Source organism: Rhodococcus sp. ARP2, assembly GCF_001029585.1.
GTDB classification, from domain to species: domain Bacteria; phylum Actinomycetota; class Actinomycetes; order Mycobacteriales; family Mycobacteriaceae; genus Rhodococcus_F; species Rhodococcus_F erythropolis.
The window spans coordinates 140288-166646 of the sequence record NZ_LEKE01000032.1 but is presented as its reverse complement, the minus strand read 5'-3'; the positions used below and the strand labels follow the sequence as shown (position 1 = coordinate 166646).

The window sequence follows — 26359 nt, the reverse complement described above, 5'->3', positions numbered from 1 at the left end:
AAAGCCTGGGTCCAGTCACACCAGAGCAGCCAAGGCGCGCACCCGATCTTCGGGTGCGCGCTTCGGGCAACTGGTGCACTTACCTTCACCGGGTACCTCGTAAATCAGGCAGCACGATGCCCGCTGCGTGAATCTGCGTCGCCCGGATGCCACCGGTGTCAACGGATTAGAAACGCGCACAACACTTTCATTGCGGTCGACATCGACGAAACGCGGGACGGGAATGCCCGGGTTCTCACCGCGGAGAACATCGATCAGACCAGCAGCAAATGCACTTCCGCGCTCCCTCGCGCTACCGGCGGCGTCGAGGCTGCGATTGGCGATGGAGTCCGTCGCGATCGCCCACAGCGCCTGCTGCCGAACGCCGGACACCTCGGCGAGTACCTCGATCACGGGACTGAGTGAGCGGAGCATCGCGTGGCCCAACTCCGCCACACTCCGCGAGATCGGAATGACCGACCCGGCAGCAAACCCGCCCAGATAGCCGTTGTCACGCAAGAAGATCCGCCCACCGTTCAACGATGGATCGGCCGCGAACCCGGTGACCATCCCGGTTCCGATCGGAATGCCAGTCAGCGTGGAACTGGCCGAGTACCACCACAATGTGCCGTTCACTCGGCTGTCCGCACTCCCCCATCGCTCGGCCGTATCGGCGACACGTGCTGCCAACCACTGGGGGTCGGTCATCAACACCGCGGGCACCGTATCCGGATACGCGCTCAGGTTGTCGAAGAACGGCACAGCTAATGCCATACGGGCGTAGATCCCGGCTACCGATTCCGTCATGCCAGCCCCAATATCTCCATCCGCGGACGTACTCCGCGTTCGACTCGCGCCTTGATGCCGAAAACCTCGGCCAACAACGGCTCGTCCAACACCTCGACCGTAGACCCACACGCGCGGAGTTCACCTTCGGTGAGCACGGCAAGGTTGTCGCAGTACTCGACTGCCAACCGTAGATCGTGCATCGTGACCACAACCGCGAGCCCCGCCGACGCAAGTTCGGCGAGCAATTCCATCACGATCAACTGGTGACGAAGATCGAGATGATTGGTCGGCTCGTCCAACAACAGAACCTTGGGCTCCTGAGCCAATGCGCGCGCTATCGAGACACGTTGCCGCTCACCACCCGACAGGGTGGACACGTCGCGTCCGGCAAGCTCGACCAAACCAACCTGCTCGATGCACCGGTCCACGATGGCGGTATCTCGCTCAGTGCTTCGGTCCAACCAGCTACGGTGCGGAGTTCGTCCGAGCGCGATCGATTCACGAACCGAAAGTCCTGCCGAGACAGTAGGTTCCTGGACGCTCGCCGAGATGGTTTTGGCGATGTCCTTACGCGAGAGCGTCGTCGAGTCGGCTTGATCGATCAGAACTGCGCCACCTGTCGGAGTCAAAGCGTTGTAGCAGCAGCGCAGCGCCGTCGTCTTGCCACTGCCGTTCGGTCCGACCAAGCCCAATATTTCACCGGACGTCACCGCGAAAGTGATGCCGCGCAGGACTTCGCGGTTGCCAAGCCGCGCCCGGGTCTCGACGAGTTCGAGCAGAGGCGCAGCTTCGGCGTCCTTCGGGAGTGTCTCTGTTCTGGCCTGTGTCACTGTTCTGGTCTGCGTCACTGTTCGAGCCTCCGATACTGCCGGTAGAGCATCCAGACGAAGATCGGTGCACCCACGAGGGCGGTGATCACTCCGACCGGAACTTCGGTGGATTGTGCCACCGAGCGCGCAGCGGTATCCGCGGCAACCATCGCGACGGCGCCCAGAAGGGCTGCAGCAGGGAGCAGTCGAATTGCTCTGGTGCCGACGATGAAACCGGCCAGATGTGGGATCAGGAGGCCGATGAATCCGATTCCACCGGCAACGCTGACTGCCGCGCCCGCCAGTACGGAGACCGCAAGCAAGGACAACACTCGGAACCGTCGGACGTTCATACCGAGTGCTGCAGCCCCGTCGTCACCGGTCTGCAAGACGTCCATCCACCGCGAACTGAACAGAAGGGCCGTGCCGACGACGACCAGTGCGATCGTCGGGAAGATCAGCGTCGACCATCGCGCATCACCGAATCCGCCGGCAATCCAGTGCATCACCGACGTCACGTGCCGATCATCGGCCAACACCAGGATGCAAAAGGTGATGAGCGCCGAGAATATCTGGGCGAGCGCTACACCCACCAAAATGATCGCGGTCGGCTGCGGATACCGGCCGCCGATCAGCAGTGCGAGAAACAACGGGATCATCGCCCCGACGAATGCTGCGACCGGAATCGTGAAAACCCCGAGGAGGCCGGCGCCGAAACCCAGCACCGACACGAGCACCACCATGAATCCCGCACCCGACGAAACTCCGAGCAGATACGGGTCGGCAAGAGGATTCCGTGTGACAGCCTGAGCAACAGCACCCGACATCGCCAAGGAAGCACCCACGACCGCAGCCGTGAGTGCACGTGGCAGGCGGGAGTCGATCACGATCGACTCCCGCGCCGCGGTCCACCACGTTTCGAAAGTCCCTGGCGCCAAACGGGCTCCGACTATCGCCCAGACGTCACCGACGGGAATGCGAACCGATCCCAAGGAGACGGCCAACCCCAGGACGATCGCCAAGGCGACCGCCAAGCCGACAAGTAGGGCGCCGTACCCGTAACGCGTGCGGGTCACTTCGCCGCGTCAGCGCCCCGATGGAAGGCCGTCGCGATGGTCTGTGCCGAACGCACCAACCGTGAACTCTCGAACAGGTCCGCGAGAGGAACCACGACGAACCGGTTCTGCTGCACAGCAGGGGTGGTCGCCATCAACGGCTGGGCACGGAGGAAGTCGATCTTCTGCTCGGCCGTCTTGTCGCCGTAGTCGATGACCACGATCGCCTGGGGTGCACGCTCGGCAACAGCTTCCCACGATGCGTCGATGTAGGGCTTTGTCCCTTCGGCGAAGATGTTCGAGACACCGGAGTATTCCGCGACCAATTGACCGACGCCGACTCCGCCGATAGTCGTCGGAACCTGGTCACCACTGTCGTAGAAGAAGGTCGGTACCGGCGCCGCGTCCCCGACCGAAGCGCGGACGGAATCGAGACCATCGCTGATCTCCTCTGCGACCTCGCGGGCGGAATCTTCAACGCCCAGGACTCGACCGAGTTGCGTGTAGTCGTTCTCGAGCAATCCGATGTCGGGGAAACCGGTGCCACAGTATTCCGAGAAGAGGAAGGTGTTGATTCCGCGCTCGCCGAAAGCGTCTCGGGAACGGCCCTGCTTCTCGTTGAAGGCACTGGTCATTCCTCCGACCACGAAGTCCGGATCGACGTCGAGAACCTGCTCCATGCTGGGGAACGTATCGGAGAGGCTGGGAATCTTGTTGAATACATCGGCGGTCTCCGCAGTTGGCGGATTGTCGCTGTACGCCCGACCGACGATCCGGTCACCCGCACCGATTTCGATGAGCGCCTCGGTGACATGCCCGTTCAAAGACACGATGCGCTGCGGCGGCGAGTCGAAGGTCATCTCTCGATCGCAGTTGGTCACGGACACAGGCTGTGCGAAGGATTCCGCAGCAGACGCGGACTCTGATTCCTGGCCTTTGGAACAACCTGCCGAAACCAAGGCGACCGCGATGAGAACAGCGGCGGCGCGGGACGGGGAGAACTGAAGTGACACGGGGACCTCGTAAGGGCTCTGAGCCACGAATGAGAATCCGACAGACAACTCCGCCCGCACACTGATACTCGGCCAGAGCTCCTGCTGGACTTCCTTTTCGTAGACCACGACGAATGGATGTCGCACACCGCGCGGTGGGTAATCGGGCTTGCCGACGCTCGGTGACTACCGAGAATCGACCTACCGTTGCGGGTCAGCGCCGGATTCGGACCGGCTTCCCCCACACGCGTGGCTTGCAAGTGCTTCGAGCAGTATGCATGACGTTTCCGATTCAAGACCAAACGCCCACTACAGTCGATCTGGCCAGACGCCCCCACACACCGGAGTTGATACATGACACGCTGGGCCCAAACCGTCGTCGCCCGGAAATGGTGGGTACTGAGCCTCGCGGTTCTGATAGTTCTCATCAGTGGGGTGTGGGGACTCGGAGTGTTCGGCAAGCTCAGCCAGGGCGGCTTCATCGATCCGGGCAGCGACTCCGCGAAGGTTGCGGACATCATCGAAGACAATCTCGGGCCGCAGACCCCGGACATCATCGCGATCTACTCACCCACCGACGGCAAGACCCTCGACGACATCGGGCCGGCAGTAACGGCCGCCGTCGACCAGTTCAAAACGGAAGTGCCGACCGCGTCGGTGAAGTCGTATTGGGGAACGGACGCCGCGGCCAAGGCCAGTCTGCTCTCGAACGACGGATCCATGGCGGCCGTTGCGATCACGTTGGCACCGGACTCGGGCGTCACACCTGCTACTTTCGCCGATCTCTTGCCGAAGCTCGAAGTTGAAGGTGCCGAGGCACAATTCGCGGGTAATACCGTTGTCGGCGTCGCGTTCAACACCAAGCTGGAGAAAGACCTGGTGGTCGCCGAAGCCATCGCCATTCCGATCACTCTGGTGCTGCTGGTCTTCATCTTCGGCGGCATCGTCGCTGCGGCGGTTCCGGTATTCGTGGGTGTACTCAGTGTCTTGAGCGCCTTGGCGGTTCTGCGAATCCTCACGTTGATCACCGATGTGTCCTCGTTCTCGATCAACGTCGCTTCTCTTCTCGGGTTGGGACTTGCAATCGACTACGGACTGTTCGTGGTCGGTCGGTTCCGTGAAGAACTGAATTCGGGCTCGGACCCGGGAGCGGCTGCGCAGCGGACAGTTCTGACCGCGGGTCGCACCGTCATGTTCTCGGGTCTGCTGCTGATCTGCGCGTTCAGCGGCATGCTCGTTTTCCCGCAGGCCGTCATCCGGTCTTTGGGTTTCGGTGCGATCGCAGCAGTACTGAGCGCGGCGGTTCTGTCGCTGACCGCTGTGCCTGCGCTGCTTGCCATTCTGGGGCATCGCATCAACGCCCTGACGTGGCGCAAGGATGCGGCGCAACGCGGCGAGGAACGCTCGCGCAAGTTCTGGGGCCGCGTCGTCACGTGGGTGATGAAGCGTCCGGTCGCGGTCTCGGTGACGATCGTGGCCGTGCTGCTCGTGATGGCCTCGCCGCTGCTCGGTGCCCGTTTGGGAGAACTCTCGTACACCGCACTCCCGGACAACGACCCCGCTCGCGTCGCAATGGACACGTTGGTCAACGACTTCCCGCAGACCGGCAACGGCGCGACGATGATCCTTCAGGCCGAGGACGGGAACACTCTCACCCCGGCCGAAGGTGCAGCGATCGCCGAGTCCGCCGGTCAGGTCGAGGGCATCGGTCAGGCGACCGTCGTCGCGAGCACCAATCAACTCATCGCGGTTCAGGCTCTCTACAGCGAGGGCTCTACGCCCCAATCACAGAGCACCGCAGTGACAGATCTGCGTGCGATCTCCGCTCCTGACGGAACAGTGCTGCTTGTCGGTGGCGGTCAAGCCATGGTCGACGACGGCAACAACGCCGTCCTGCACTGGTTGCCGGTGATGATCCTCATCATGGTCGGATCGACCTTGATCCTGTTGTTCCTCGCGTTCGGTTCGGTGGTCCTGCCCATCAAGGCGGTACTGATGGCCGCGCTGAGCCTCGCGACCACCTTCGGTGTCCTCACCTTCGTCTTCCAGGACGGTCACGGCGTCGAACTCCTCGGGGTCAGTCAAACTCCGCTGGAGGCGACGTTCGTCGTGCTCATCCTGGCGGTGGTGTTCGGATTGTCCACGGACTACGAGGTTTTCCTGATGTCCCGGATGGTCGAGGCCAAGAACGCGGGAGCGACGACGGAGGAAGCAGTCAAGTTCGGAACCGAACGCACCGGCCGAATCGTGACGGCCGCCGCCCTACTCCTGATCGTGGTGACGGGGGCATTCGCGATGTCCGGGTTGTCGGTGATGAAGTTCCTGGGCGTCGGCATGATCGTCGCGCTGATCGTCGACGCGACCATCATCCGCATGTTGCTCGTGCCCTCGCTGGTGAAGTTGATGGGCGAAGCGAACTGGTGGGCTCCGGCCTGGATGAAAAAAGTTCACGCGAAGGTCGGCATCGGCCACTGATTTCGGGCCACTGATCACGCACTAGTGGATTTCCCTGATCGGGCTGTCGTCCTCGAGGATGACTGCCCGATCAGGGAAATCGCTCCGCAGGGCGATGTTCTCCGAAGCTGATTTCGTCAGACTTGGAGCATGACAATTTTCGAATGGATCCTTGCAATCCCCGCTCTTGCACTTGCCGTCGCGTTCCTGTTTTCCGGAATCATCACTGCGGGCATCGACTTCGACACCGAGGATGGCGTCATGACGCACTGATGTCCGGTTCCCCCTAGCCGTCGATCTTACTTTGGAGTAAGTTACCGACCATGGCCACATACATCGTCACTGGCGGTACCGGGTTCCTCGGACGAGCTGTACTACCGGTCCTGCTCGAGCATGATGAAACTGCTCAGATCCACGTGCTGGTCAGAGCGGGTTCTGTCGCAAAACTCGAAGCACAGGTGTCGGCAATTCCCGGCGGCGATCGAGTGCATCCGCTCGTTGGCGATCTGACCGAGCCCGAGCTGGGCATCGACTCTCCCCCGCCGGCCGACCATGTCCTTCACCTCGGCGCGATCTACGACATCACGGCCGGAGACGAGCAGGCTTCGACGAATGTCGAGGGCACACGCTCCGTGGTCGAACTTGCTGCGAAACTGGGAGCCACCCTTCATCACGTGTCATCGGTCGCAGTCGCAGGCGACTATCCGGGCACGTTCAGCGAGACCGATTTCGATTGCGGCCAAGGCTTTCCGACGCCGTACCACCGAACCAAGTTCGAGGCCGAGAAGCTCGTTCGAGAACGAGAAGGCCTCACCTGGCGTGTTTATCGGCCGTCTGCCGTGGTCGGCAACTCCGTCACCGGAGAGATGGACAAGATCGACGGACCGTATTACTTGTTCCCAGGTCTGGCGCTACTCGCGAAACTACCTGCAGCACTCCCTGTCCCGATCCCCAACCTCGGTGCAACCAACGTGGTGCCGGTCGACTATGTGGCCGCTGCCCTCGTCGAGTTGATGCATGTGCCCGGCCGTGACGGCGAAGCATTCCATCTCGTCAATCCGAAACCTCAACCGGTACGCGAAATCTATGCCGGCCTCGCCAAGGCCGCCGGAGCGCCGCGGCCCGCGCTCAGCCTGCCGGGCGTGATCGCCAAACCCTTTGTCTCGCCATTGCCGATGGATTCGGCAGAATCGGCACGAAAAGTCTTCCTCGATCGCATCGGCATGCCTGCAGCGTTGCTCGACAACATGACGATGGCGCCGACCTTCACCTCCGAGAGAACCGTTGCCGCCCTCGCCGGATCAGGCCTGACGGTCCCCGAGTTCGGGTCGTATTCGACTGTGCTGTGGAAGTACTGGCGCGCAAACCTCGATCCCAATCGCGCACGTCGCAACCATCCCGAAGGACCACTTGTCGGTCGGATAGTCCTGATCACCGGTGGCTCGTCCGGAATCGGCAAGGCCTCTGCCATCGCCGCCGCCCAGAAAGGCGCCACAGTTCTCCTGATCGCACGCCGCACCGACGAACTCGATGCCGCGGTGCAGGAGATTCGATCAACCGGAGGCAAAGCGTTCGGTTATCCCTGCGACATCACCGACGACGAGTCGGTCCAGCATACGATCAAAAGCATTCTGACAGAACATGATCACGTGGACATGTTGGTGAACAACGCCGGCCGATCCATTCGGCGCGGCATTTACCATTCCACGGATCGTTTCCACGACTACGAACGAACGATGGCCGTGAACTACTTCGGCGCTGTGCGATTGGTGCTCGCATTGTTGCCCACCATGCGTTCTCGCCGCTTCGGTCACATCGTGAACATCAGCAGCGCGGGAGTCCAGGCGGCAACCCCTAGATTCTCGGCCTACGTGGCGAGCAAGGCCGCCCTCGACGGCTTCTCCGACGTAGCTGCCTCCGAAACCCTGGCGGACGGAATCACTTTCACGACCATCCACATGCCGCTGGTCGAAACGCCGATGATCGCTCCGACCGGCGAATACAACAACGGCCCGATCACCAGCCCGGAAAAGGCTGCGGCAATGGTGATCCGCGCGCTGATCGAACGCCCCAAGCGCATCGACGTGCCACTGGGCACTCTGGGTGATCTGGGAACCTTGTTCGCACCGCACACCAAGGACCGGATTCTCAACCAGATGTACCAGGCCTTCCCTGACTCCCCGGCGGCAAAGGGGCAGGTAGACAAAGAAACTCCGTCAGACGTTTCGGCAACACCGTCGCGTCAGCGCCATTCACGCTCGCGCATCCGCAAACTCGGCCGACGCGCCGCCCGACTCGTGCCCGGAACGCACTGGTGACCGGTGGTGTGACTTCGCCTCGTAGCGTGTTGGCCACCGCAAGGGATCTGCAGTGCTAGTCATCAGAATCTATCCTGACCATGGCCATCCCAGTTCACTATGGCCGTCGAAGGAATTGATTGTCGTCCCGCCGCAACGGTTCCCGCAGGCATACGTTCTCCCGAGCCAAATGGGGATCGACGACGAACTCGGAGAGAAGATACTGGCGTGGACTGATCGCTTCCAAAAGTTCTTTGTGACCGAGATCGACGGCTTCGCGATGCGACCGAGGTGGCGTCCAGGGATCAACGTTTTCGACTGGTACGACGAGGGCTATCGGATCGTGGGCGAACTTCGCGCACGGTTTCCGGACGTGCACGTCAAACCTGAATTTGCCCAGTACGTCTTTTCGGTCAACGAGCGTCGGGAAAGCATGGGGCTTGTGCCGGTCAGCCTTCCGAACGAACCCAAGGCCGGGCATATAAGCATCACTGAACTCCTGCACCCCAAGTGAGTTTCAGAGCCATGGCGATGAGTGCGATCGATACTGCGGCAGTGATCGAGTTTTCCCATCCGAGGGCGAAGTAAACCGCGGAAGAATCGAAATCCACTGCCTTGCAATAGGCTATGGGAAACGGGATCCAGGCCCATCCTGTTTCTTCGAGTAATCCGATTCCATACGAACTTGATCTACAAAGCTCCGATGCGGACGCTGGGAACCCCCAACGTGAGGTCACTCCGAAGCTCACGATCAATCCAAGAACACCGACGACCAGCATGAGTGCGCAAATATTGAGAGTACGTGACTTTTCTCGGGGTGAAGTCATTGGCACACAGTACTTCGGCTTTCCGTCAGTTCGCTGACACTGCACATTGTTCCGAATGCGAGATCAATTAGCTGACGACCCTGCGGATCTCGCTCTCGGAGGCATTGGCGCCCGTGCAGACAACAGCAACGCGCTTGTCCGCGAAGGTGTTCGGATGTGCGTAGACCGCAGCAAGTGCGGCCGCACCGGCGCCCTCACTCAAAGTGTGTGCGTCGAAAAGGAGAGCCCGCTGCGCGAGGGTGATGTCATCGTCCGTGACGAGCAAGAAACCACCTAGCCGTTCTCGCATGACGCGTTGAGTCAATGCGAATCCGGCCCCGGTCGCGAGCCCTTCGACACGAGTGGCGTTCGGGCGCTCGACACAGGTGCCGGAAGTCCACGAGTCGTGCGCCGCTCGTGCGGCCTCCGACTGCACCGCGAACACCTCCAGGTGCGGTGCAAGCGCACTGGCGACGAGGCAAGCGGCCGCCGCACCACTGCCACCACCGACGGGGACGACCACTGCGTCCAGATCTGGCTGCTGCTCGACGAGTTCGACGTACGCCGTGGCAACACCGGCGAGGATTGCCGCCTCATTGGCGGCGCTGACGAGACGCAGTCCGTCACGTTCGCTGATGAACTCTGCGTGAGCGCGTGCCTCGTCGAAGTTTGCGCCGTGCTCGATGAGCTCGGCCCCAAGCATGCGGACAGCGTGAGCCTTGACCGGATTCGCCCCAGCCGGCATCACAATTACGCACCGCACGCCCGCATCCGCTGCGGCATACGCCAGGGACTGAGCATGATTTCCCGTCGAGTAGCCGATGATGCCTCGGGCCCGCGTCGGCTCATCGAGTCCAGCCACCAGGTTCAGTCCACCGCGGACCTTGAACGCACCTGTGGGTTGCACGTTCTCATGTTTGACGAACAACTGGCTGCACGAGCCCGCTCCCAAGGTCGGGTGCGATATCAGGGGCGTGACCGGTAGGTGGCGTCGGACAACCTGACTTGCACGCTGAATGTCCGCCCATGTGGGTGGTTGTAGCCCGGTTGTTGCCGCGAGATCAGGTGCCTGTGCCATGTGGATCACCCTGTCAAACACTGATTCATAGGTCTAATACATGTTTTCGTCGAAAGCATCGAAATCCTCTATGATTTCGGCATGCTCGATCTAATTCGGCTGAGGGTCTTGGTCGCTGTCGCGCAGGAAGGATCGGTGACAGCCGCCGCCGATTCGCTCGGTTACGCGCAGCCCTCCATCAGTCACCACCTTCGACAGCTCGAATCGGAAGTCGGAGTTCCGCTGTTCCAGCGAGCCGGTCGTGGGCTACGTCTGACGGATGCCGGTGCGGTACTGGTTCGGCGCGCCACGGAAATTCTCGGTCACGTCGACGCTGCCGTAGCCGAAGTCGAAACGTACGCGGGACTGAGGGCGGGGCGGGTACGACTTGCCGCATTCCCGTCAGCCCTGGCGGGTTTGATTCCGCAGGCGATGGCAGCGTTCACGTCCCAGTACCCCGACGTGTCCATCAGCCTCGTTGATGCAGAACCACCCAAAGCACTTGCAATGCTTCGTAACAACGACGTCGACGTAGCTGTCGTTTTCGCACACGCGGATACCCCGGATGTGGGGCTGAAGCACGTCACCCTAACGACGTTGCTGGACGATCCGTTGTACCTGATCACCTCTGCGCGGAATGCAGATGCCGCCAACGAGATCACGGACTACGCCGGTGAGACCTGGATTGCAGGCTGTCCGAGCTGCCGCGCCCACCTTCTCACCGCCTGCAATCGAGCTGGGTTCGTTCCACGGATCGAGTTCGAGACCGACGACTACGTCGCGGTCCAAGCGCTGGTCGCCTCCGGAAGCGGAGTCAGCACCCTTCCCGCCCTCGCTCTCCATGCACATCAGAACCCGGGTATCCGCGCACACCGCATTCGCGGCGAGCGACGCACTGTCTCCGTCGCAACCTTCGGGAAACCTCCGCTCGCTCCTGCCATTGACGCGTTCGTCAGCACCCTCGCAGCGATATCCGACTCCGTGCGTGAGCGGTTCGAACTGGATGGGCACCTGTAGGCGATGAGATCACGGCTGCACCGCACTACCCAGTCAGTGATGGCCTGCCGACAACCGCGACGATCAGCGCGGCAAGTTCACCTTTGGCGTCCTCGGGCGAGAGCACTCCGACTACCGCCGCGTGCGAGAGGGCCTCTGCAGCACCGAATATCGCAGTCATCGATGATTGTCCAAGCCCGTCGGCGCTGAAAGGAGCCAGCACCTCGCGACAACGCTCTGAATAGGCGCGTTCCGACTCGCGCTTGACCTGCTCCAGCTCGGGCGAGCCCTCCAGCGCTGCAAGCACTCCCGTCAGTTCACGACCCTGTGCCAGTGAACACCCGACATAGGAGTCGGCGATGGCATTCGCCCGCCCGTTCACAGACTCCTCCGCAGCTTCGAGGTATTCCCCGAGCATCACCGTCTGACGATCGTCGAATTCCTTGAAGAGGGCCGCCAACAGCGCAGCGCGGGAGGCGAAATGGCTGTAGACGACCGGCTTTGCAACGCCGGCACGTTCAGCCAACCGGCCGAGGGTCAGCGCATCCGCGCCCTCCTCTCGCACCAGTGCCCACGACACCTCCACGAGTTGCTCGTACCTGTCGGCTCGCGACAGTCTCGTTCGTGCCATCGGACACCTCCTTGCGCTATATACCAATAGTAACCTACTCTTAGTACATAAGCGCACCATCTACCGAAGGAACGCTCATGACCACACTCGTCGTAGTCTCCCACTCCGATCCACAGTCACTTACCCAGCATGTCGCCCGTTCTACCGCCGACGCGATCCGCGACCTGGGCGGCGACGTCGACATCGCGGACCTACATGCCGAGAATTTCGATCCCCGATTCTCCAAAGACGATGTGAACCTGTTCCGCGGCAAGGGGACTCCCCCGGCCGACGTTGTAGCCGAGCAGGACCGAATCGATCGAGCAGACGATCTGATTCTTGTGTTTCCGATGTACTGGTGGTCGATGCCTGCACTACTCAAAGGTTGGATCGATCGAGTCTTCGTCAGCGGATGGGCGTACGAGATCACCCCGGGAAGCGAATTCGTGAAGAAACTGGACCGACTCACGGTCCACCTGATCCCGGTCGCGGGTGACGACGCGGAGAGTTTCGAACGCCACGGTGTGTACGAGGCCTTCCAGACACAGATCGAGCGCGGCATCATCGAATACTGCGGTGCCACACTGGGATCGACAACATTCGTTCACGAGTCGGACACGAAGCGCCGCGATACCCTCGCCGCAGAAATCCAAGACCTCAGCGAAAGCATCGCTGCCCGTGTCGCCTACCCTGCGACCGTGGCTTCCCGTTGACGGTCGGACATCGGTCAACTGACGCTTGACCGGCCCGTGACTGCCCAGTAGCGAAGCGTATCCCCCGTGTGACCGAGGTTGCGCGACAACTGATCAGCTGGGCGCACGCTGTCGAGTAGACCACCACACCCTTCGATTGCCTTACGTGAACCCGCGTTCGTTTCGTCGCAGGTAATCAGGACGCGACTGAGCCCCACCGGGTCGCCTGCATACGTGAGCACCTCCCGCAGAGCAGCCGACGCTAAACCTTTCCGGCGTTCCGACGGCCTGACCCCATAGCCGATGTGACCACCGACATCGGCCAAGAACTCATTCAAGCTGTGCCGCAACTGGATAGCGCCGAGGTACCTGCCGTCTCGAACGATCCACCAGTTGGTTGCCGGGACAATGTCGGGCCCCGGCACTGCCTCTGGCTGCGCCAACAACTCCTGCACCCACTGCCCGAATCCATCCCGGGAGGCAAGATCGAGATCTAGACGTTGCGCAACTCCCAGTGCCGAGCCGGGCTGGTCCACCTGCGGTCCGCCCCACTCGTCACGCGACTCCAACCAAGACGCCCACAAGGCCTCGTCAGGTGCAACCAGATCGACAGTCATAGCTGCGATGCTACTTCGCACCTGCAACGGTGCCGCTATTCCCCCGAACCGCCGCTGCCTAAGTCCCGAATCCGCTTGTCACGCCAGCAGACTGTGGATCTGATGGAGTCCGTATCCTCTGCGCCACCTGCCGGCCCATGTGATCGCATTCATCGAGACTGATCGTATGGAACCGACGAGGGAATCACAGTTCTCGAATCGACGTGACGACAACTGGCCTGACCGGTTTGGGCGCCGCGCCGCAACTCGGTGGACGCGGCGCGAGTTCGGAGACCGCCGTCTCGACCATCCACCGCCGTCCGTCCACCTGTGCGACGACGCATGTCCCGTCACTGGCCTGCTCGATGACAGCCAAGTCGTCGATTCCGCAGCTGATTTGTTGTCGTACAGCAACTTCCGAAGCCTGCCCCGCAGGAAACCAGCAACTCCGTCCACGCAGGCCTGGCAAATGGACCTGATCTCGGGAAGCCACCTCCACGGCCGTGACACTCTCACCAGCGGACAGACGGCCGTACGTATTGCCGCTCGGCAGCAGGATCATCGACGGCGCAAATCGGTGCCCGCCAGTATGCGAACACTCCCACACCTGGGGTCCGAAGGACGACATCAGCGCTGCGGCAATCGGCCTGCCGAACACAGCGCAGCATTGGTCACGCTTACCGTGCGCACAAACCAAGACGACTGGCTCGTCCACCGAGTCGCCCAATCCTGGTGGAGGGCCGTCGAGTAGCGCGAAATCGATGTCGAGCAGATCAGCCGGTGAATCGATGCGCAACCGTTCGCACCACGAGTCGCTCGGATCGGAGCGCGCGAGCAAGACCGTGTGCCCATCAGTCAGCGGATCGGTGCGGCCTGGTCGCCGAATGAACATGATTCGTACGTCGGCAGCATCAGCTCGCCGACTCAGCTCGGCGGCAAGCTCCTCCCCCAAGGCCGTACCGTCCAGCACGTCACGGCCCCAAGCGGCATTGAATTCGAGGCATACCCAACCCCGCACGACGGCAGCGCTGCCTGGCAACGGTTCGTCAACAGCAGACAGCGCGGAACAGGTCTCGGCTTCGATCACGAGCCCTATTGTGTCAGCCACGTTGAAAGTCGATCAGCCGTCCCAGTCAGCTCAGTAGAACTTCTTGCCCTCCGCGAGTTGGTTCACGAACTTCTCGATCCGCCTGGCGCGTGTCTCCGGACGCTTTGCCTCCTGCAGTCGGTACGCGATGGTGAATCGATTGGTGGAATTGAGCGTCGCGTAGAACTCGCGAGCCTTCGGGTTTTCCGCAAGCGCATCGAGAAAGTCCCTCGGGACCTCGGCCTTGGCTGCTCCCTCGTACGCGCGATCCCAGCGGCCGTCGGCCTTGGCCTTCTCTATCTCAGCGATGCCGGATGGCTCGAGGAGTCCCGCAGTGTCGAGGCGGGCGACTATCTCGACGTTGCGTTTGGACCACGGACTCCGCGCAGTGCGACGCGAAAACTTCTGCACGAAAAAATCGTCGTCGATTCGCCGGGAGAGGCTGTCGATCCAGCCGAAGCACAGGGCAACGTCCAACGCTTGGTCGTAGTCGATCGAACTGTGTGACGAGGTCTTCTTGGCCATTTTCAGCCAAAGCCCGGGGACCGCCTCGTGGTTCTCGCACAGCCATCGACGGAACTCTTCTCCGTCAGCGAAGTATTCGGTACCGAGTTCGACTGCCATCAGTGCTCCTCATTTTCGCGATACCCATACTCTGACAAAACCCTGCGACAAATATCCGAAAGTTCCGAGTGCGAGTACCCATTTGGCAATACTGACCGTCGAGGCGGCGCGAACCCTCGAGTCGGTGATGCTGTCGCGATGATCGAGGAAATGGAGGCCGACCACGTTCTCGACATAATCGCCCGCCGCCGACAGCACCGGCGCTACGGCAAGCGCACGCCGAGTTGCGGCCGAAAGGGGATCCCGCTCTCCGAGCCGCTTGCCTGCGGACCGCAAAGCCATCGCGTAGATCGCGGGATGTACGAAGTCCGGGTAGTAGTGACTACGAAATCGCGCCCTGGCCTCCGCTTCCATGGAGTCCAAGATCTCGAGGTACCGACGAGCGGAAAACGCCGTCTGCACTTCCAATACTTTAGGAGCCACCGGCCCGAGTAAACGCGCAATGTTTGCTTGTGAGACAACAAAAGCGGTGGTCCACAGTGCCATCGTCTTCGCAGAGCCGGTTAGTGCCATGCCGTCGATCATTTCACTATTGGATCAACGCCGACGACAAGTGCAACCAGTTTGTCGAGTTCGATACGAGGCTCGGTGTTCTGGGAAATCGCTGCCAGCCGGATCGGCGAAGCTAGTGCCGCGAGAACAGTATCTGGATCAGTACCGTCCGGGACCTCGCCGCGTTCGATTCCACGGTGAATCATGACCGCTGCCGCATCGAATCGGGCGCGCCAGAACTGTGCGCGCGCAGCCAAGATTTCCGCGTCGTCGGTAGGCATCACACCCGTACGGGCCAGTGCCAATCCGGTGTCTGTCGCGAGCCAATCTTGGAGACTCCGAGCAAAAGTCCGAAGATCGCCGAAGAGTGTCCCGGTGTCAGGTATCGCCAAACCTGCATCCGTGAACTCGCGGAGAGCATCCACGACCAGGAAGTCGACCGTCGCCCATCGGCGGTAGATCGACGTTGGATGAACGTCCGCTTCGACCGCTATCGCGGCGATCGTCACCGACTGCGGTCCTAGTTCAGCAACCTTTCGCACAGTCGCTTCGATCACGGCCGTTCGGACCGCTCGACCCCTTTGCTTCATGGCCTCATTGTGCCAACCGCGACACCCCGTCATATCGCAACAACTACTTGCGATATGTTCGACACCAGAGCGATTCCTTCAACCAGTGAGGCAGCGATTTACATGGTCATGTTCTTCGAAGTGCTATTTGTTCTCGCATCGGTCGCGATGGGATGGTTTGCCATATACGTCATTTACCGCCTGATCACGGACGAGTGACAATGACCTCTGTCGAGGATCTGGTCACTGGTGAATGAGTCCGTAAAAAGCGGGCATCCCGTATCGATCATCGGTCCGATAGCGGGGAGCGCGCATGTCGCCCAAGTCCAACCCGACTGTTCTGTTCATCCACGGACTCTGGATGCACCCGACCACGTGGGATCCCTGGGCGCAGGTTTTCAACGCGCAGGGGTACTCCACGATGGCACCCGGATGGCCAGGGGATGCGTCCACGGTGGGTGAGACGCGCGAACACCCGGAGGACATCGCGGGACACGGCATCGACGACGTGACGGACCACTACGCCAAGGTGATCGCTGATCTCGACGAACCACCGATCGTGGTCGGGCATTCGTTCGGAGGTTTGATCGCGCAGAAACTGCTGGGCCAGAAGTTGGCGACCGCGGCAATTGCCATCGACCCCGCTCAGCCCAAAGGTGTGTTGAAACTTCCTCTCGTTCAGCTTGGAAGCGTGTTCCCTGTCCTGTCCAACCCCGGCAACTACCGGAAGGCCCACTCACACAACAGAAAATCGTTCCACAAGTCCTTCGCCAGCGCCGTGTCCCAGGACGAGTCCGACGCCCTGTTCGAGCAGTATGCAATTCCCGCCCCCGGACGGCCGTTGTTCGAGGCAGCACTCGCCAACTTCGCGCCCCACAGCCCCGCTGCAGTGGATTTCAACGCCCGCCGCGGCCCCCTCCTGATGATCGGCGGCGGTAAGGATCGCACAGTACCGAAGGCCAGTTCGGACAGCTCGTTCAAGAAGTACGCCAAGGCCCCGACGATCAACGAATACAAGGTATTCGGCGACCGAGGTCACTCGCTGACCATCGACCACGGTTGGCGTGAGATCGCCGATTACAGCCTTGCCTGGCTCGACAAGCAGGGCATGAGCCCGCCACAAGGCAAGCACGAAAGTCAGTCCTAGCCGAACGCTTGAAACCGACGACGGTACACCTGGGGCGAGATTCCGAGATGAGTCGAAAATGCTCGTCGTAGGGATTCCGAACTGCCGAATCCCGCCAACTGCGCGGCTTCGGTCACCGAGTGGCCGGCATCGAGGAGCGCCTTCGCAGAGTCGAAACGGATCAACTCGACGTATTTGGCCGGCGTCGTCCCTAATTCTTCGCGAAAGAGCCTCGTCAGATGACGCGGGCTCAGGTGCGCCAGGGCAGCCAGTTGCTCGACCGAATACTCCCCCGCCGGATCGGCCGCGACGGCGTCGACCACTTCTCGGAGCGCAGGGACCCGAGGCCGCGGCCCACTGAGCGAGGGCGAAAACTGTGACTGTCCGCCTGGACGCTGGAGAAATACCACCAGAAGTTGTGCGACGCGTCGAGCCATTTCTGCACCATGATCACGCTCGAGCAATGCGAGCGCGAGGTCGATGCCGGCGGTCACACCCGCAGACGAGAACACCGCGCCATCCTGAATGAAGATGGCGTCAGGAACCACCGTGATCTGTGGATAGGCGCGCGCCAGCGTTGCCGTGTGTTGCCAATGTGTCGTTGCGCGGCGTCCGTCGAGCAATCCACTCGCCGCAAGAATGAATGTCCCGGTACAGATTGAGGCGACCCGGCCCGAACGCCCCGCCAGATCGCTTGCTGCCTCGCGCAGTTCCGGACTCACCGGCGTCGACGGGAACACGTCTCCACCCATGACCAGCAACGTGTCGAAAGAACCGGAATCTACAACGTCACGGTCGACCGGAATGCGCATCCCGGTCGACGAGTCGACATCGTGTCCACCTACCGAGCAGATCACCAACTCGTAGTTCGCCCCGCCGCGATTGGCTTCCGCGAACACCTCACTCGGACCTGCGACGTCGAGCAGTTTGACGCCGTCGAACACCAGGACGGCAACTCGATGCACTGCGGTCACGATGCGCTCTCCTTCGTCCTGATCTGTGGACAGTATGGCCGAGATCAGGGTGCGCCCGCGGGCGTGCTCGACCGACACTGGGATAGACCGAGAAATTCGCAGCAACGACGAGCAGAGCAGGTACCGATGACCACGATCATTGCCGGTGTGAAAATCCCCGATTCGAAGATGGCTGCCGACGCCACCGAGCTGGTACGAGATACGGCGTCCGAGTTACTGTTTCACCACTCGCGACGTGTCTTCCTCTTCGGATCGCTTCAAGGAGCGCGTCTGGGTCTGCAGGCCGACCCCGAATTGCTCTACGTCGGCGCCATGTTCCACGACCTGGGGCTCACCGCGAAATTCCGGGACAGTACGTCACGTTTCGAATTGGACAGCGCCGACGAAGCGCGGCGATTCCTCACCGGCTACGGAGTCGACGAAACCGACATCCGCACAGTGTGGGAAGGCATCGCTCTGCACACGACGCCCGAGATCCCCTCCCGATTGGAACCCGAAATCGCCTTGGTGACAGCGGGTGTGGAGACCGATGTACTCGGAATCGGATACAGCGAACTCGACCAGGCCGACATTGACGCCGTCACCGCCGCTCACCCGCGCCCGGATTTCAAGAATCAGATCTTGAAGGCTTTCACCGAAGGCTTCAAGCACCGTCCCGAAAGTACATTCGGGACGGTCAACGCTGACGTACTCGAACATTTTGTGCCGGGATTTCGGCACATCGATTTTGTCGAGGTCATCCAGAACTCGGCTTGGCCCCAATAGAATTCGCTGTCATTTGGCCGCCTCACTCATCGCAGCGGCATCTTCCGCCCCGAACTTTTCCTCGAGGGTCTCCGGCGAATAGTCGAGGTCGATCTCGGCGACGTCGCGCCCGCGCGCGGACTCGATCGCCGAAAGTCGGCGCTGCGCACGGTCTGCGGCGTACTCGAGGAACTCCTGATTGTCCAAACCGAACGGCTGCACCTCGAATTGATCGTTGACCCAGTTGATCATTCCGAGTGCCATGGGCATGAGTTCACCCATCCGCTGCTGGACGACGTCCCAGTTGTGATCGTCGGCAGCTACGTGCCTTCGGCAGGTGAACGTCCCCCAAGCCATGTGCCGTCGCTCGTCGTCACCGATCTTTCGCACCAATTGCTGCATGCCAGGCAGGATTCCGCGCGTCGCACAGACTTTCTGCCAGGCGTAGTAGCCCGTCAACGCCAAACTGCCCTCGATGACGTGGTTGTACGTGACGCTGGCACGCACCTGGTTGACCGGACTCGGATCCGTCTCGAGAATGCGTAGCGACGAAGGCAACTCCTCGTAGAACAGTTGCCGGTAGTACGGATTGTCAGCGACGTAGGAATGCAGATCGCTGGTCAATCCCACTTCGTCCATCCACAGCCGAAAGACCTGGGTGTGCTTGGCTTCCTCGAAACAGAACTGCGTCAAGTACATCTCGTCGCCGAATCGCCCCTCGGTCGACATCGCTTTCATGAACGGTTGAATGTCTTCCGTGACGGCTTCTTCACCGGCAATGAACTGCGCGCACAGGAAGGTGGCGCTGCGCTGCTGCTCGCTGGTCAGCTCCTGCCAGTCACGAGCGTCCTGGGAAAAATCGAGGTCGGTTGGGTTCCAGAATTTGGCATTTCCCTTGGTGAACAATCGGAGTGGGAACGAATCCCAGTTCAACCCTCCCGACCGAAGAGTACTGAAACCTTCTCGCCCCGGCGAGGTGACAGTCATGACATTCCTTCTTCCCGAACCGAAGACAGATGCCCCATCAGCATGCCCGCAGAACTGAAACGTGAATCAGTTTTGGCGAAATTCGATCTATTCCTTCAGAGAAACGCCCTTGGTCTCCATCACTGCGAAGAGCTTGGCGTTCATCTGAGCCGCCAGATCCGGCCGATACGAGCCGATATTGAGCGGATTGGCTAGATTGTTCAGTTCCAAGGGGTCGGCTTGTAAGTCGTAGAGTTCGTATTGCGGCGCAGCAACTCCCGCAGGATCGAAGTACATCGTGTACTTCCACCGGCTCTCCCGGATGCAGCGGATGTGATTGGGCTGCGTGACGATGTTCTGACCGTCGGGCGTCGCACAATTCTGATCGTCGTAGGTGAACAGAATCGTGTCCTGAACCTGCGCGCTGGGACCGTGTGGGTAGGCGGCAGCGTCGACGATGACCGGTGTCAGATCGGTACCCGAGAAGTTCCACGATTCACGCGCTGGCGCTTGGGCGAGAGTGGCGAGAGTGGGCATCACGTCGATCAACGACGCCAAGGCGTCTGTGCGAACGGGTTCGGGAAACAGCAAGGGGTTGCTGATGACCAGTGGAACGCGCAGCGTTTCCTCGTAGGCGTTGAACACCTTCTGCCGCAAACCTCCGTGGCTCATCCCCATCTCCCCGTGATCGGACATCCGTACGATCACGGTGTCGTCGAGCATCTGCGGGGTGGCTTCGATCGCGTCGAGCACGCTGCCGATGTGTTCGTCGACCACCTTGTGCATGTAGGCGTAGAAGTTGATGTAGTTGCGTGCCTGATCAGGCCCGAGCAGCGGCCCGAGCCCGGCTGCGAGTAGCAATTCCGACTGAACCTGCGCTGTCGGTTTGTGATTGAGTGCCAGGATCTCGTCGAAAGTGGGCGGCAAGTCGATCCCCTGCTCGAAGGCGCCTGGCGCGTCCGATCCATAGTTGTCGCACGTTCCGTTCATCGCATTCCAGGTCTGGGGGTACGCGAGGACGTCGTGTGGGTTCACGAACGAGACGATGAGCGCCCAAGGCTGCCCGGATGTGACCGCAGATCCGGAGAGGAAATCGACTGCCTCCTCGGCAACACGGCGATCATGGTCGGCACACCCGCCACCGAAGTGGTCCGGATTGGTGTCCTGACCCGCGTCGGGGGGAATCCACCCTTCGAAGCCGAATCCCGCTACATCGTCACTTGTCGGATCTCCACCCTCGACGCCTTTGCTCAGATGCCACTTCCCCCGGTACTGAACGTTGTAGCCGGCCGATGCCAGCAGCTTTGCCATGTTCTGCTCGGAGACTTGTAACTGTGGCTCGGTGGGTGAGACAGTGCCGCCTTCGGTGAGGGTTCTGGTGACCCCGTGCTGCGCGGGAAAGAGGCCGGTGAAGAACGTACTACGACTGGGCGAGCACATCGCGGTATTGCACACTGCCTGGTCGAACGTCAGCCCGTGATCGGCAATCCTCTTGCGGTTGGGCAGATTCTGATCAGCCCAGCCCTGCGGCCAATACATCGGCCGGCGCTCCTGATCGGTGATGATGACAACGATGTTGGGTTTCTGCGGAAACCGATCGGCGGGCGATGCTTTCGCCGGCGCCGCGCTCGCCGCGCCGGTTGCCACGTCTGCCACTCCGGCGAGGACAAGAGCACCGACGCCACCGAGGAACGTCCGGCGCGGCAATGAATGACAGTGCGAGGCAGGAACGTTCTCTGGGTTCACGGGCGTCGTCCTCTCGGAGGCGTTGTGGCCCCAGAGTTGACCGAATCAGTGTTCGCTACACATGCGCGAGCAAACTGCCTCGGCGCTGATCAGTTCGATGACTCGATCCGCGCAGCGCAGCGGATCCGGTGTCCGGCCGATACCGAGAGGGTCGACAATCGAAATCGTCCTTCGCACGTCAGCCTCCTCGACACCCCACGACCAACCGAAGTCGTGATTCCAGAGCAGAACCGCGTTCTTCCCCGGATGGTTTCGGGCATGAACTGGCAGAACGATCACCGCATCCATACTCGGTCCCTGCGGCCATCGGACGGTCTCACCGTGAACGGATCGTGCTACCGCTTCGACGTATTCGTGTGCGGACCAGTCGTTGCCGTTGGTATGCATGGAAGTACATTCGGTGCCGCACGCGTAGCGGATGGGTTCTTGCCGGAACTGATCGAGTATTGCGCTTTCAGGAAATGAACGGCAACACAACGGATTCGAATTGGCGATGGCCGTCGCGATGGACACTGTGGCCGGTACGGAACGAGACCAATTCGCAGCGCGCGACGGTGGCGGCAACAGCGTCGAGGCGATCGGGATCCACCATCCCGCCCAGACCTCCACGCAGGAACAACATGTCAGCCTCGATGAGCGGCAACCGATCCCACCACTGCGGATCCGGTCGGCGGAACTGCTCGAGCGCGGACCGCGTCATCGAGCGATCGAACGTCAGCGCAGCTCGCGGATGCCGAACCAGACTTGTTGTTGCATGCCACAGTTCTGGCACACTCGGCAATTTCCTCGCGAATACCTGTTCTGCGTCACCTGCGCGTAGCGGCAACGGTGCTTCCTCGATGACCAACTTCCGCACCACGGTGGGTCGTTTCTGCGCGATCAACGACGCCGCGTGCCCGCCGAGCGAATGGCCGACGAGGTCTACCTGATCGAGTTCGAGATGATCACACACGTCCATGACGTCGTCGGCGAACTCGTCGAACAGATACGACGACGCCCGAGCGCTCCGTCCGTGGCCGCGAAGATCGACCGAGACAACTCGCCGGTTGCGTGATCGCAAGGTCCGCGCGAACTTGTCCCAGGTACCGCTGTCGCCACCCATCCCGTGCACGAGGACTACCGGAGGCAGATCGGCAACACTGGGATGCGAGCCGGAATCGCGGTAGCTGATCTGGACCCCGCCGGCACTTCGTACGTTAGCGACACTCACGAGTTCCCAGGATAGACCTGTCCTCGTGGATTGCTGAAGCTGTCAGCCGAGGCGGCAACTGCCCTGGCCGCGTGACCTCGTCGTAGCGACCGAGACCGATCCTCGCGATGTTGCGCAGCGACTCGCTTGCATCGGCGAAGTATCCACAATGCCCTCGAATGGCACCGGTGTCGAAAACAACAGCTCCGTGCTGCGCCCGAACTGGAGACGGGCCGTGCCCGAGGCGACCGATCTTCACGCGTGGGAAATACCGAATCCAGTCCGACGGCCCCAGCGCGGCCCAGAGATTTCCGGCAAAGCGCAGGTCTTCGCGAGAACTGGTCCCCATCCCCGGGCTACCGAGCACCACACAATCGTCTACTCGCGCCGACGGGAGGGCGAGTCCGCACACCACGGCCCCGTAGCTGTGTCCGATGAGCGTCACATGCGCCGAATGCGGCAGGATGCGTGTCAATCGCGCCAGATCGATCGCACCGCGTTCTGCGAGTGTCCGCGAGAACGACTCGAGAAATCCCCACGGCGTCCGATAACCGACCCACACGATCACCGCGACGTGATCGATCGGTCCGAGCGTTCGGAGCATTCTTCCCAGTGTCCATCCGCTCGCTCGTGGTCCTGTCGGACGGTTCTCGTCGAAGTAGTTTCCCAATCCGTTGTCGTTGCCCGGCACGAAGATGACGATGTGCTCGGCTGTGGCGACATCGCCGAACACCTCCACGATCCGGCCTTCGCCAGACTCGTCGTACGCCAGAAGTTGTGCGTCGTGCAGCTCCGTCTGCTCGTAGTGAAGTCGATCGGTTCCGGAAACTTCAGGTCGACCCGCCGTTGCCATGACACTCCTCGTAAAGAGTTGCAACGGTGAGAATCATTGCAACGGTTACTTTTTTGAATGTCATCAACGCTAGGAGCCGAGCGACGGCATGACGATGGTGCCAACGCCCCTACTGTTCGTACAGTCGACTCGACCAGGCGGGTACAGCTGGCTATACCTGCGAGCTCATTCGTACACACCCTCCACCGACCATCCACCGCCTTCACAGATCATCAGCAGCGCACGCGATTCCTCCAACAGAACCTGAGCCCGCGCCGCCGTGCGTGCCGAGGCAGCGTCCCACCATCGCTCGTCAACCGGCCAGGGCCCGGCCCACCCCTGCACTGCCCATTCCTTGCTCCCCCACTTCAGCCTTCCCGGCTGCGAACTGAAGACACCGCGCTCAGTGACGTACACGGCGTTACCGGCCACATCCCCCAGCCACACCTTGGGATTGTCGACGAAGATCGACCCCGGAGACGGTTGTGGCAGACGGCCCGGCCACGGGGCTGTCGGATCATGGGTAGCTACCCGCTCGTCGCCCAAGGGCAACAAGGTAATTCGCTCCAAGGGCCCTCGACCTCCGCTCAGGACACCGACCTGAACCGATTCGCCACCCAGAAGACCCTGCACGCGCACCAATGCTCGCCTGGCTCGCTCCTCCTCGTCGCCGACACCGCCCCACAGCCCCAACTGCAAAGCGCCGGCACTGACCACCTCCACCGGTTCCAGACGCAACACGGCTATGCCTGCGGTTGGCCGGGTCTCACTGCGCCCGGTGAGCCAGCCATCCAGTTGCCATCGCACTCGATCGGCCGTTCCCTCCGGCGTCAGAGGTTCGGCGCAACGCCAAGTCCGAGAAAGATTTTCACCGTTACCCGTGCTGGCCGAAATCGACAGACGGGTGCACGCCACCGCGGCAGCAGACAACTTGTCGTGCAGGAGACTCGCCAAGGCGCGCCCGGCAAACGCTGCGGCATCCACCCGCTCGATCGACGGATCGTAATGCTGCTCCACCTCCAGGTCCGGCGGAAGTGTCCGCGCCGACGGTGGCCGTTCGGGTTCACCGCGCGCCGCACGATGCGCGAGCACCGCATCGGCACCGAAACGCGAAGCGACGTCCACTGCCGGTAGATCCGCAAAAGCACCGATGGTTCTGATCCCGAGCCTGCGCAGCAGATCCACCAACTCCCCGCGATGCGGTGCAGACAGGCTGGGTTCGGCCGCCAACTCCGGCATGGGTAGCGGCGCCAGAAACCGTGCCCCCTCCCCCGGCGGCACCAGCGCTGCCCGGCGCGCGGCAATGACCGCCGTGGACAGCTGATCTGCCACCCCCACCTGACTCTCGACACCTGCAGCAGATGCCTGATCCACCAATCGTTCCGCCGCAGCTTCCTCAGAACCGAAGTACCGACTGACACCACGCGCGCTGAGCACCAACAAACCAGGACGGAGTACCTCGACGCCCGGTGCCACCGCGTCGATGGCCGCGGCCACCGGCTCGAACAATCTTGCATCGCGTTCCGGATCTGCCATCGCCACATACAGTTCCGGGCAGCGAGCCTGCGACTCGCGTCGGCGCAGGCCTCGTCGCACTCCCTCCGCACGAGCCGTCGCCGAACATGCGATCACCCGATTACCCGAGGTGACCGCGACGGGATGTGTGGCCGGAAGATCGGCAAGCGCTGCCGCTGCCACCGCCGGCCAGTCCGGGCACCACAACGCCAGAACTCTGCTCACAGTGACACCACCTGCGACGACACCACCTGCTCCGGCATCACCTGCTCCGACACCACCTGCGACGACACATCCTCAACCGGCCGAGAAGGTACCCACTCGACCCGCCCGGCTGCACTGCAGATGTCCAGACGCGTGGTCCGGGGCTGGAACGAGCGCCCCCGAGCACGAACCGCGAGGCTCAGGGAACTGAGCCGTCCACGCCCCAACTCCCGACCCTGACCGAACCCACCATAGCCATGAACCCGAGCGTCCAACCGAACCTCGGCTCCGTCCCAGTGACCTTCGGTGACAACAAGAGTCGAGCCCTTGCTCCGAGCACGTGCGACCACCGCCCGAGCACGCGACGGGGATACCGACGCACCCGCCAATCCCAGAATCACCAGATCCATACCGTCGAGCAGCACGGCGGCGATCTCGACCGGATCCGGCCCAGGCGCCGGAATGAGTGCCAGACGTTCCAGTTGCGCACCCATCTCGTACGCCGCCAGCAATCCCAGTCGAGGCTGCCCGATGACTGCAACATGCCCTCCGGACGCCGTCACCGACGCGACCAATCCCAAAAGCAAGGACGCTGCACCCTCGACGGACACCACGGTTCCCCGCACCAAACCGCCCTGCGGTAACAATGCGGCGATACCCTCCGGCACCGGGAGGACACCGGCTTTGTGCGCACGGTCCACGACCGGCCTGTCCCGGTCGGCAACACTCTCGGAGGCCGCTGCACTTGTCCCGGAAACACCAGCCACAGGAACACCGGCCACAGAAACACCGGGCCCGGAAACACTCGGTCCCGAAAACGACGTATCGCCTCGCGAGGGAATGGACGCGATCTGTCGGCGGAGCTGTGCCAGCCGATCCTGACGGGACAACCCCGCCGCATCTGCCGACAGCTCTACCAACTCGGTCACCTCGGTCATCCCCATCCTCCGGAACACCGGAAAAACTCACTCGGCAGCAATCCATAACCAGCCGGCAAACCGCGGGGAAGTCGGGTCTGACATGCATCCAACGAACAGCAATTTCGAACATATTTTCGAACTGTTTTCAGTAAACCGTGTCACCCCCGACACGTCAAGCAGAGCCAAAAACCCAGTTCACAGGAGCCTCGAGCGTCACAGTGGCATCAATCCATTAACCT

27 protein-coding genes and 1 riboswitch are annotated in these 26359 nt (G+C 61.6%); of the genes, 8 read left to right on the top strand and 19 right to left on the bottom strand.

Annotation, left to right across the window (positions count from 1 at the left end; genetic code table 11):
• Positions 1-15: 15 nt before the first annotated feature.
• From ABX74_RS08315 to ABX74_RS08300, 4 genes are read right to left on the bottom strand one after another with little or no spacing between them, the layout of a single operon-like run.
• Entirely contained in the window at positions 16-786 is a 771-nt protein-coding gene (locus tag ABX74_RS08315) for a (2Fe-2S)-binding protein (protein ID WP_019747634.1), read from the bottom strand.
• Positions 783-1616, bottom strand: coding sequence for an ABC transporter ATP-binding protein (locus ABX74_RS08310; RefSeq protein ID WP_020969107.1), 834 nt, complete (start codon positions 1614-1616; stop codon positions 783-785). The genes ABX74_RS08315 and ABX74_RS08310 overlap by 4 nt, the downstream gene beginning before the upstream one ends.
• A complete protein-coding gene (locus ABX74_RS08305) occupies positions 1613-2653 on the bottom strand; it encodes a FecCD family ABC transporter permease (RefSeq protein ID WP_029254959.1) in 1041 nt (346 codons plus the stop codon). The genes ABX74_RS08310 and ABX74_RS08305 overlap by 4 nt, the downstream gene beginning before the upstream one ends.
• Complete coding sequence (locus ABX74_RS08300) at positions 2650-3645, bottom strand: ABC transporter substrate-binding protein (protein WP_047888630.1); 996 nt, start codon at positions 3643-3645, stop codon at positions 2650-2652. Before ABX74_RS08300 ends, ABX74_RS08305 begins: the two co-directional genes overlap by 4 nt.
• 115 nt (positions 3646-3760) lie before the next feature.
• A riboswitch (cobalamin riboswitch) is annotated at positions 3761-3907 on the bottom strand.
• Between the two features lie 71 nt (positions 3908-3978).
• On the opposite strand from ABX74_RS08300, the gene ABX74_RS08295 reads away from it, so the two are divergent.
• The 4 genes from ABX74_RS08295 (at position 3979) to ABX74_RS08285 (ending at position 8889) form a co-directional block, all read left to right on the top strand.
• A complete protein-coding gene (locus ABX74_RS08295) occupies positions 3979-6099 on the top strand; it encodes an MMPL family transporter (protein WP_020906965.1) in 2121 nt (706 codons plus the stop codon).
• Positions 6100-6228: 129 nt separating this feature from the next.
• Positions 6229-6351: a hypothetical protein gene (locus tag ABX74_RS30720; RefSeq protein WP_019747629.1), complete on the top strand. Its 123-nt coding sequence runs from the start codon at positions 6229-6231 to the stop codon at positions 6349-6351.
• Positions 6352-6401: 50 nt separating this feature from the next.
• Entirely contained in the window at positions 6402-8396 is a 1995-nt protein-coding gene (locus ABX74_RS08290; protein WP_047888591.1) for an SDR family oxidoreductase, read from the top strand.
• Positions 8397-8448: 52 nt separating this feature from the next.
• Positions 8449-8889 (top strand): hypothetical protein, encoded by a 441-nt coding sequence (locus ABX74_RS08285; RefSeq protein ID WP_020906963.1) that lies wholly within the window; start codon positions 8449-8451, stop codon positions 8887-8889.
• A 380-nt stretch (positions 8890-9269) separates the two neighbouring features.
• Here the strand turns inward: ABX74_RS08285 and ABX74_RS08275 are convergent, their stop codons facing one another.
• Positions 9270-10259: a threonine/serine dehydratase gene (locus ABX74_RS08275; protein WP_029537872.1), complete on the bottom strand. Its 990-nt coding sequence runs from the start codon at positions 10257-10259 to the stop codon at positions 9270-9272.
• An 81-nt stretch (positions 10260-10340) separates the two neighbouring features.
• Here ABX74_RS08275 and ABX74_RS08270 point away from each other — a divergent pair, with 81 nt between their 5' ends.
• Positions 10341-11255: a LysR family transcriptional regulator gene (locus ABX74_RS08270; protein WP_029254954.1), complete on the top strand. Its 915-nt coding sequence runs from the start codon at positions 10341-10343 to the stop codon at positions 11253-11255.
• Between the two features lie 25 nt (positions 11256-11280).
• Here ABX74_RS08270 and ABX74_RS08265 read toward each other — a convergent pair whose 3' ends face one another.
• The gene (locus ABX74_RS08265; protein WP_020969094.1) at positions 11281-11865 is read right to left on the bottom strand and encodes a TetR/AcrR family transcriptional regulator; all 585 of its coding nucleotides are present in this window, start codon (positions 11863-11865) and stop codon (positions 11281-11283) included.
• A 77-nt stretch (positions 11866-11942) separates the two neighbouring features.
• Here ABX74_RS08265 and ABX74_RS08260 point away from each other — a divergent pair, with 77 nt between their 5' ends.
• On the top strand, positions 11943-12557 hold the full coding sequence (locus ABX74_RS08260; protein ID WP_021332473.1) for an NAD(P)H-dependent oxidoreductase: 615 nt from the start codon (positions 11943-11945) through the stop codon (positions 12555-12557).
• Positions 12558-12571: 14 nt separating this feature from the next.
• On the opposite strand, the gene ABX74_RS08255 is transcribed toward ABX74_RS08260, so the two are convergent.
• From ABX74_RS08255 to ABX74_RS08235, 5 genes are all read right to left on the bottom strand, one after another.
• Positions 12572-13153 (bottom strand): GNAT family N-acetyltransferase, encoded by a 582-nt coding sequence (locus ABX74_RS08255; RefSeq protein ID WP_021332472.1) that lies wholly within the window; start codon positions 13151-13153, stop codon positions 12572-12574.
• A 184-nt stretch (positions 13154-13337) separates the two neighbouring features.
• Entirely contained in the window at positions 13338-14240 is a 903-nt protein-coding gene (locus ABX74_RS08250; protein WP_370627635.1) for a sucrase ferredoxin, read from the bottom strand.
• A 30-nt stretch (positions 14241-14270) separates the two neighbouring features.
• Positions 14271-14843 carry a YdeI/OmpD-associated family protein gene (locus ABX74_RS08245; protein WP_047888590.1) on the bottom strand — a complete coding sequence of 191 codons (573 nt, stop codon included), beginning with the start codon at positions 14841-14843 and terminating at the stop codon, positions 14271-14273.
• 9 nt (positions 14844-14852) lie between these two features.
• Complete coding sequence (locus ABX74_RS08240; RefSeq protein WP_047888628.1) at positions 14853-15356, bottom strand: hypothetical protein; 504 nt, start codon at positions 15354-15356, stop codon at positions 14853-14855.
• An 8-nt stretch (positions 15357-15364) separates the two neighbouring features.
• Positions 15365-15925: a TetR-like C-terminal domain-containing protein gene (locus tag ABX74_RS08235; RefSeq protein ID WP_047888627.1), complete on the bottom strand. Its 561-nt coding sequence runs from the start codon at positions 15923-15925 to the stop codon at positions 15365-15367.
• A 292-nt stretch (positions 15926-16217) separates the two neighbouring features.
• Between ABX74_RS08235 and ABX74_RS08230 the strand changes: the two genes are divergently transcribed.
• Positions 16218-17051 carry an alpha/beta hydrolase gene (locus ABX74_RS08230; RefSeq protein ID WP_047888589.1) on the top strand — a complete coding sequence of 278 codons (834 nt, stop codon included), beginning with the start codon at positions 16218-16220 and terminating at the stop codon, positions 17049-17051.
• Here ABX74_RS08230 and ABX74_RS08225 read toward each other — a convergent pair.
• Positions 17048-18004: a GlxA family transcriptional regulator gene (locus ABX74_RS08225; protein WP_024487375.1), complete on the bottom strand. Its 957-nt coding sequence runs from the start codon at positions 18002-18004 to the stop codon at positions 17048-17050. The two genes, ABX74_RS08230 and ABX74_RS08225, sit on opposite strands and share 4 nt — an antisense overlap.
• Positions 18005-18130: 126 nt before the next feature.
• Between ABX74_RS08225 and ABX74_RS08220 the strand changes: the two genes are divergently transcribed.
• Positions 18131-18769, top strand: a complete 639-nt coding sequence (locus ABX74_RS08220; RefSeq protein WP_019747615.1) for an HD domain-containing protein — start codon at positions 18131-18133, stop codon at positions 18767-18769.
• 9 nt (positions 18770-18778) lie between these two features.
• Here ABX74_RS08220 and ABX74_RS08215 read toward each other — a convergent pair whose 3' ends face one another.
• From ABX74_RS08215 to ABX74_RS08185, 7 genes are all read right to left on the bottom strand, one after another.
• Complete coding sequence (locus ABX74_RS08215) at positions 18779-19735, bottom strand: R2-like ligand-binding oxidase (RefSeq protein ID WP_019747614.1); 957 nt, start codon at positions 19733-19735, stop codon at positions 18779-18781.
• 87 nt (positions 19736-19822) lie between these two features.
• Positions 19823-21460: a sulfatase-like hydrolase/transferase gene (locus tag ABX74_RS08210; protein ID WP_047888588.1), complete on the bottom strand. Its 1638-nt coding sequence runs from the start codon at positions 21458-21460 to the stop codon at positions 19823-19825.
• 45 nt (positions 21461-21505) lie between these two features.
• On the bottom strand, positions 21506-21847 hold the full coding sequence (locus tag ABX74_RS08205; RefSeq protein WP_019747612.1) for a DUF6292 family protein: 342 nt from the start codon (positions 21845-21847) through the stop codon (positions 21506-21508).
• A 67-nt stretch (positions 21848-21914) separates the two neighbouring features.
• Positions 21915-22670 carry an alpha/beta fold hydrolase gene (locus ABX74_RS08200; protein ID WP_019747611.1) on the bottom strand — a complete coding sequence of 252 codons (756 nt, stop codon included), beginning with the start codon at positions 22668-22670 and terminating at the stop codon, positions 21915-21917.
• On the bottom strand, positions 22657-23502 hold the full coding sequence (locus tag ABX74_RS08195; protein ID WP_047888587.1) for an alpha/beta hydrolase: 846 nt from the start codon (positions 23500-23502) through the stop codon (positions 22657-22659). Before ABX74_RS08195 ends, ABX74_RS08200 begins: the two co-directional genes overlap by 14 nt.
• 165 nt (positions 23503-23667) lie before the next feature.
• On the bottom strand, positions 23668-25221 hold the full coding sequence (locus ABX74_RS08190) for a DNA polymerase Y family protein (protein ID WP_029254945.1): 1554 nt from the start codon (positions 25219-25221) through the stop codon (positions 23668-23670).
• On the bottom strand, positions 25218-26138 hold the full coding sequence (locus ABX74_RS08185) for a hypothetical protein (RefSeq protein WP_021343602.1): 921 nt from the start codon (positions 26136-26138) through the stop codon (positions 25218-25220). The genes ABX74_RS08190 and ABX74_RS08185 overlap by 4 nt, the downstream gene beginning before the upstream one ends.
• Positions 26139-26359 lie beyond the last annotated feature (221 nt).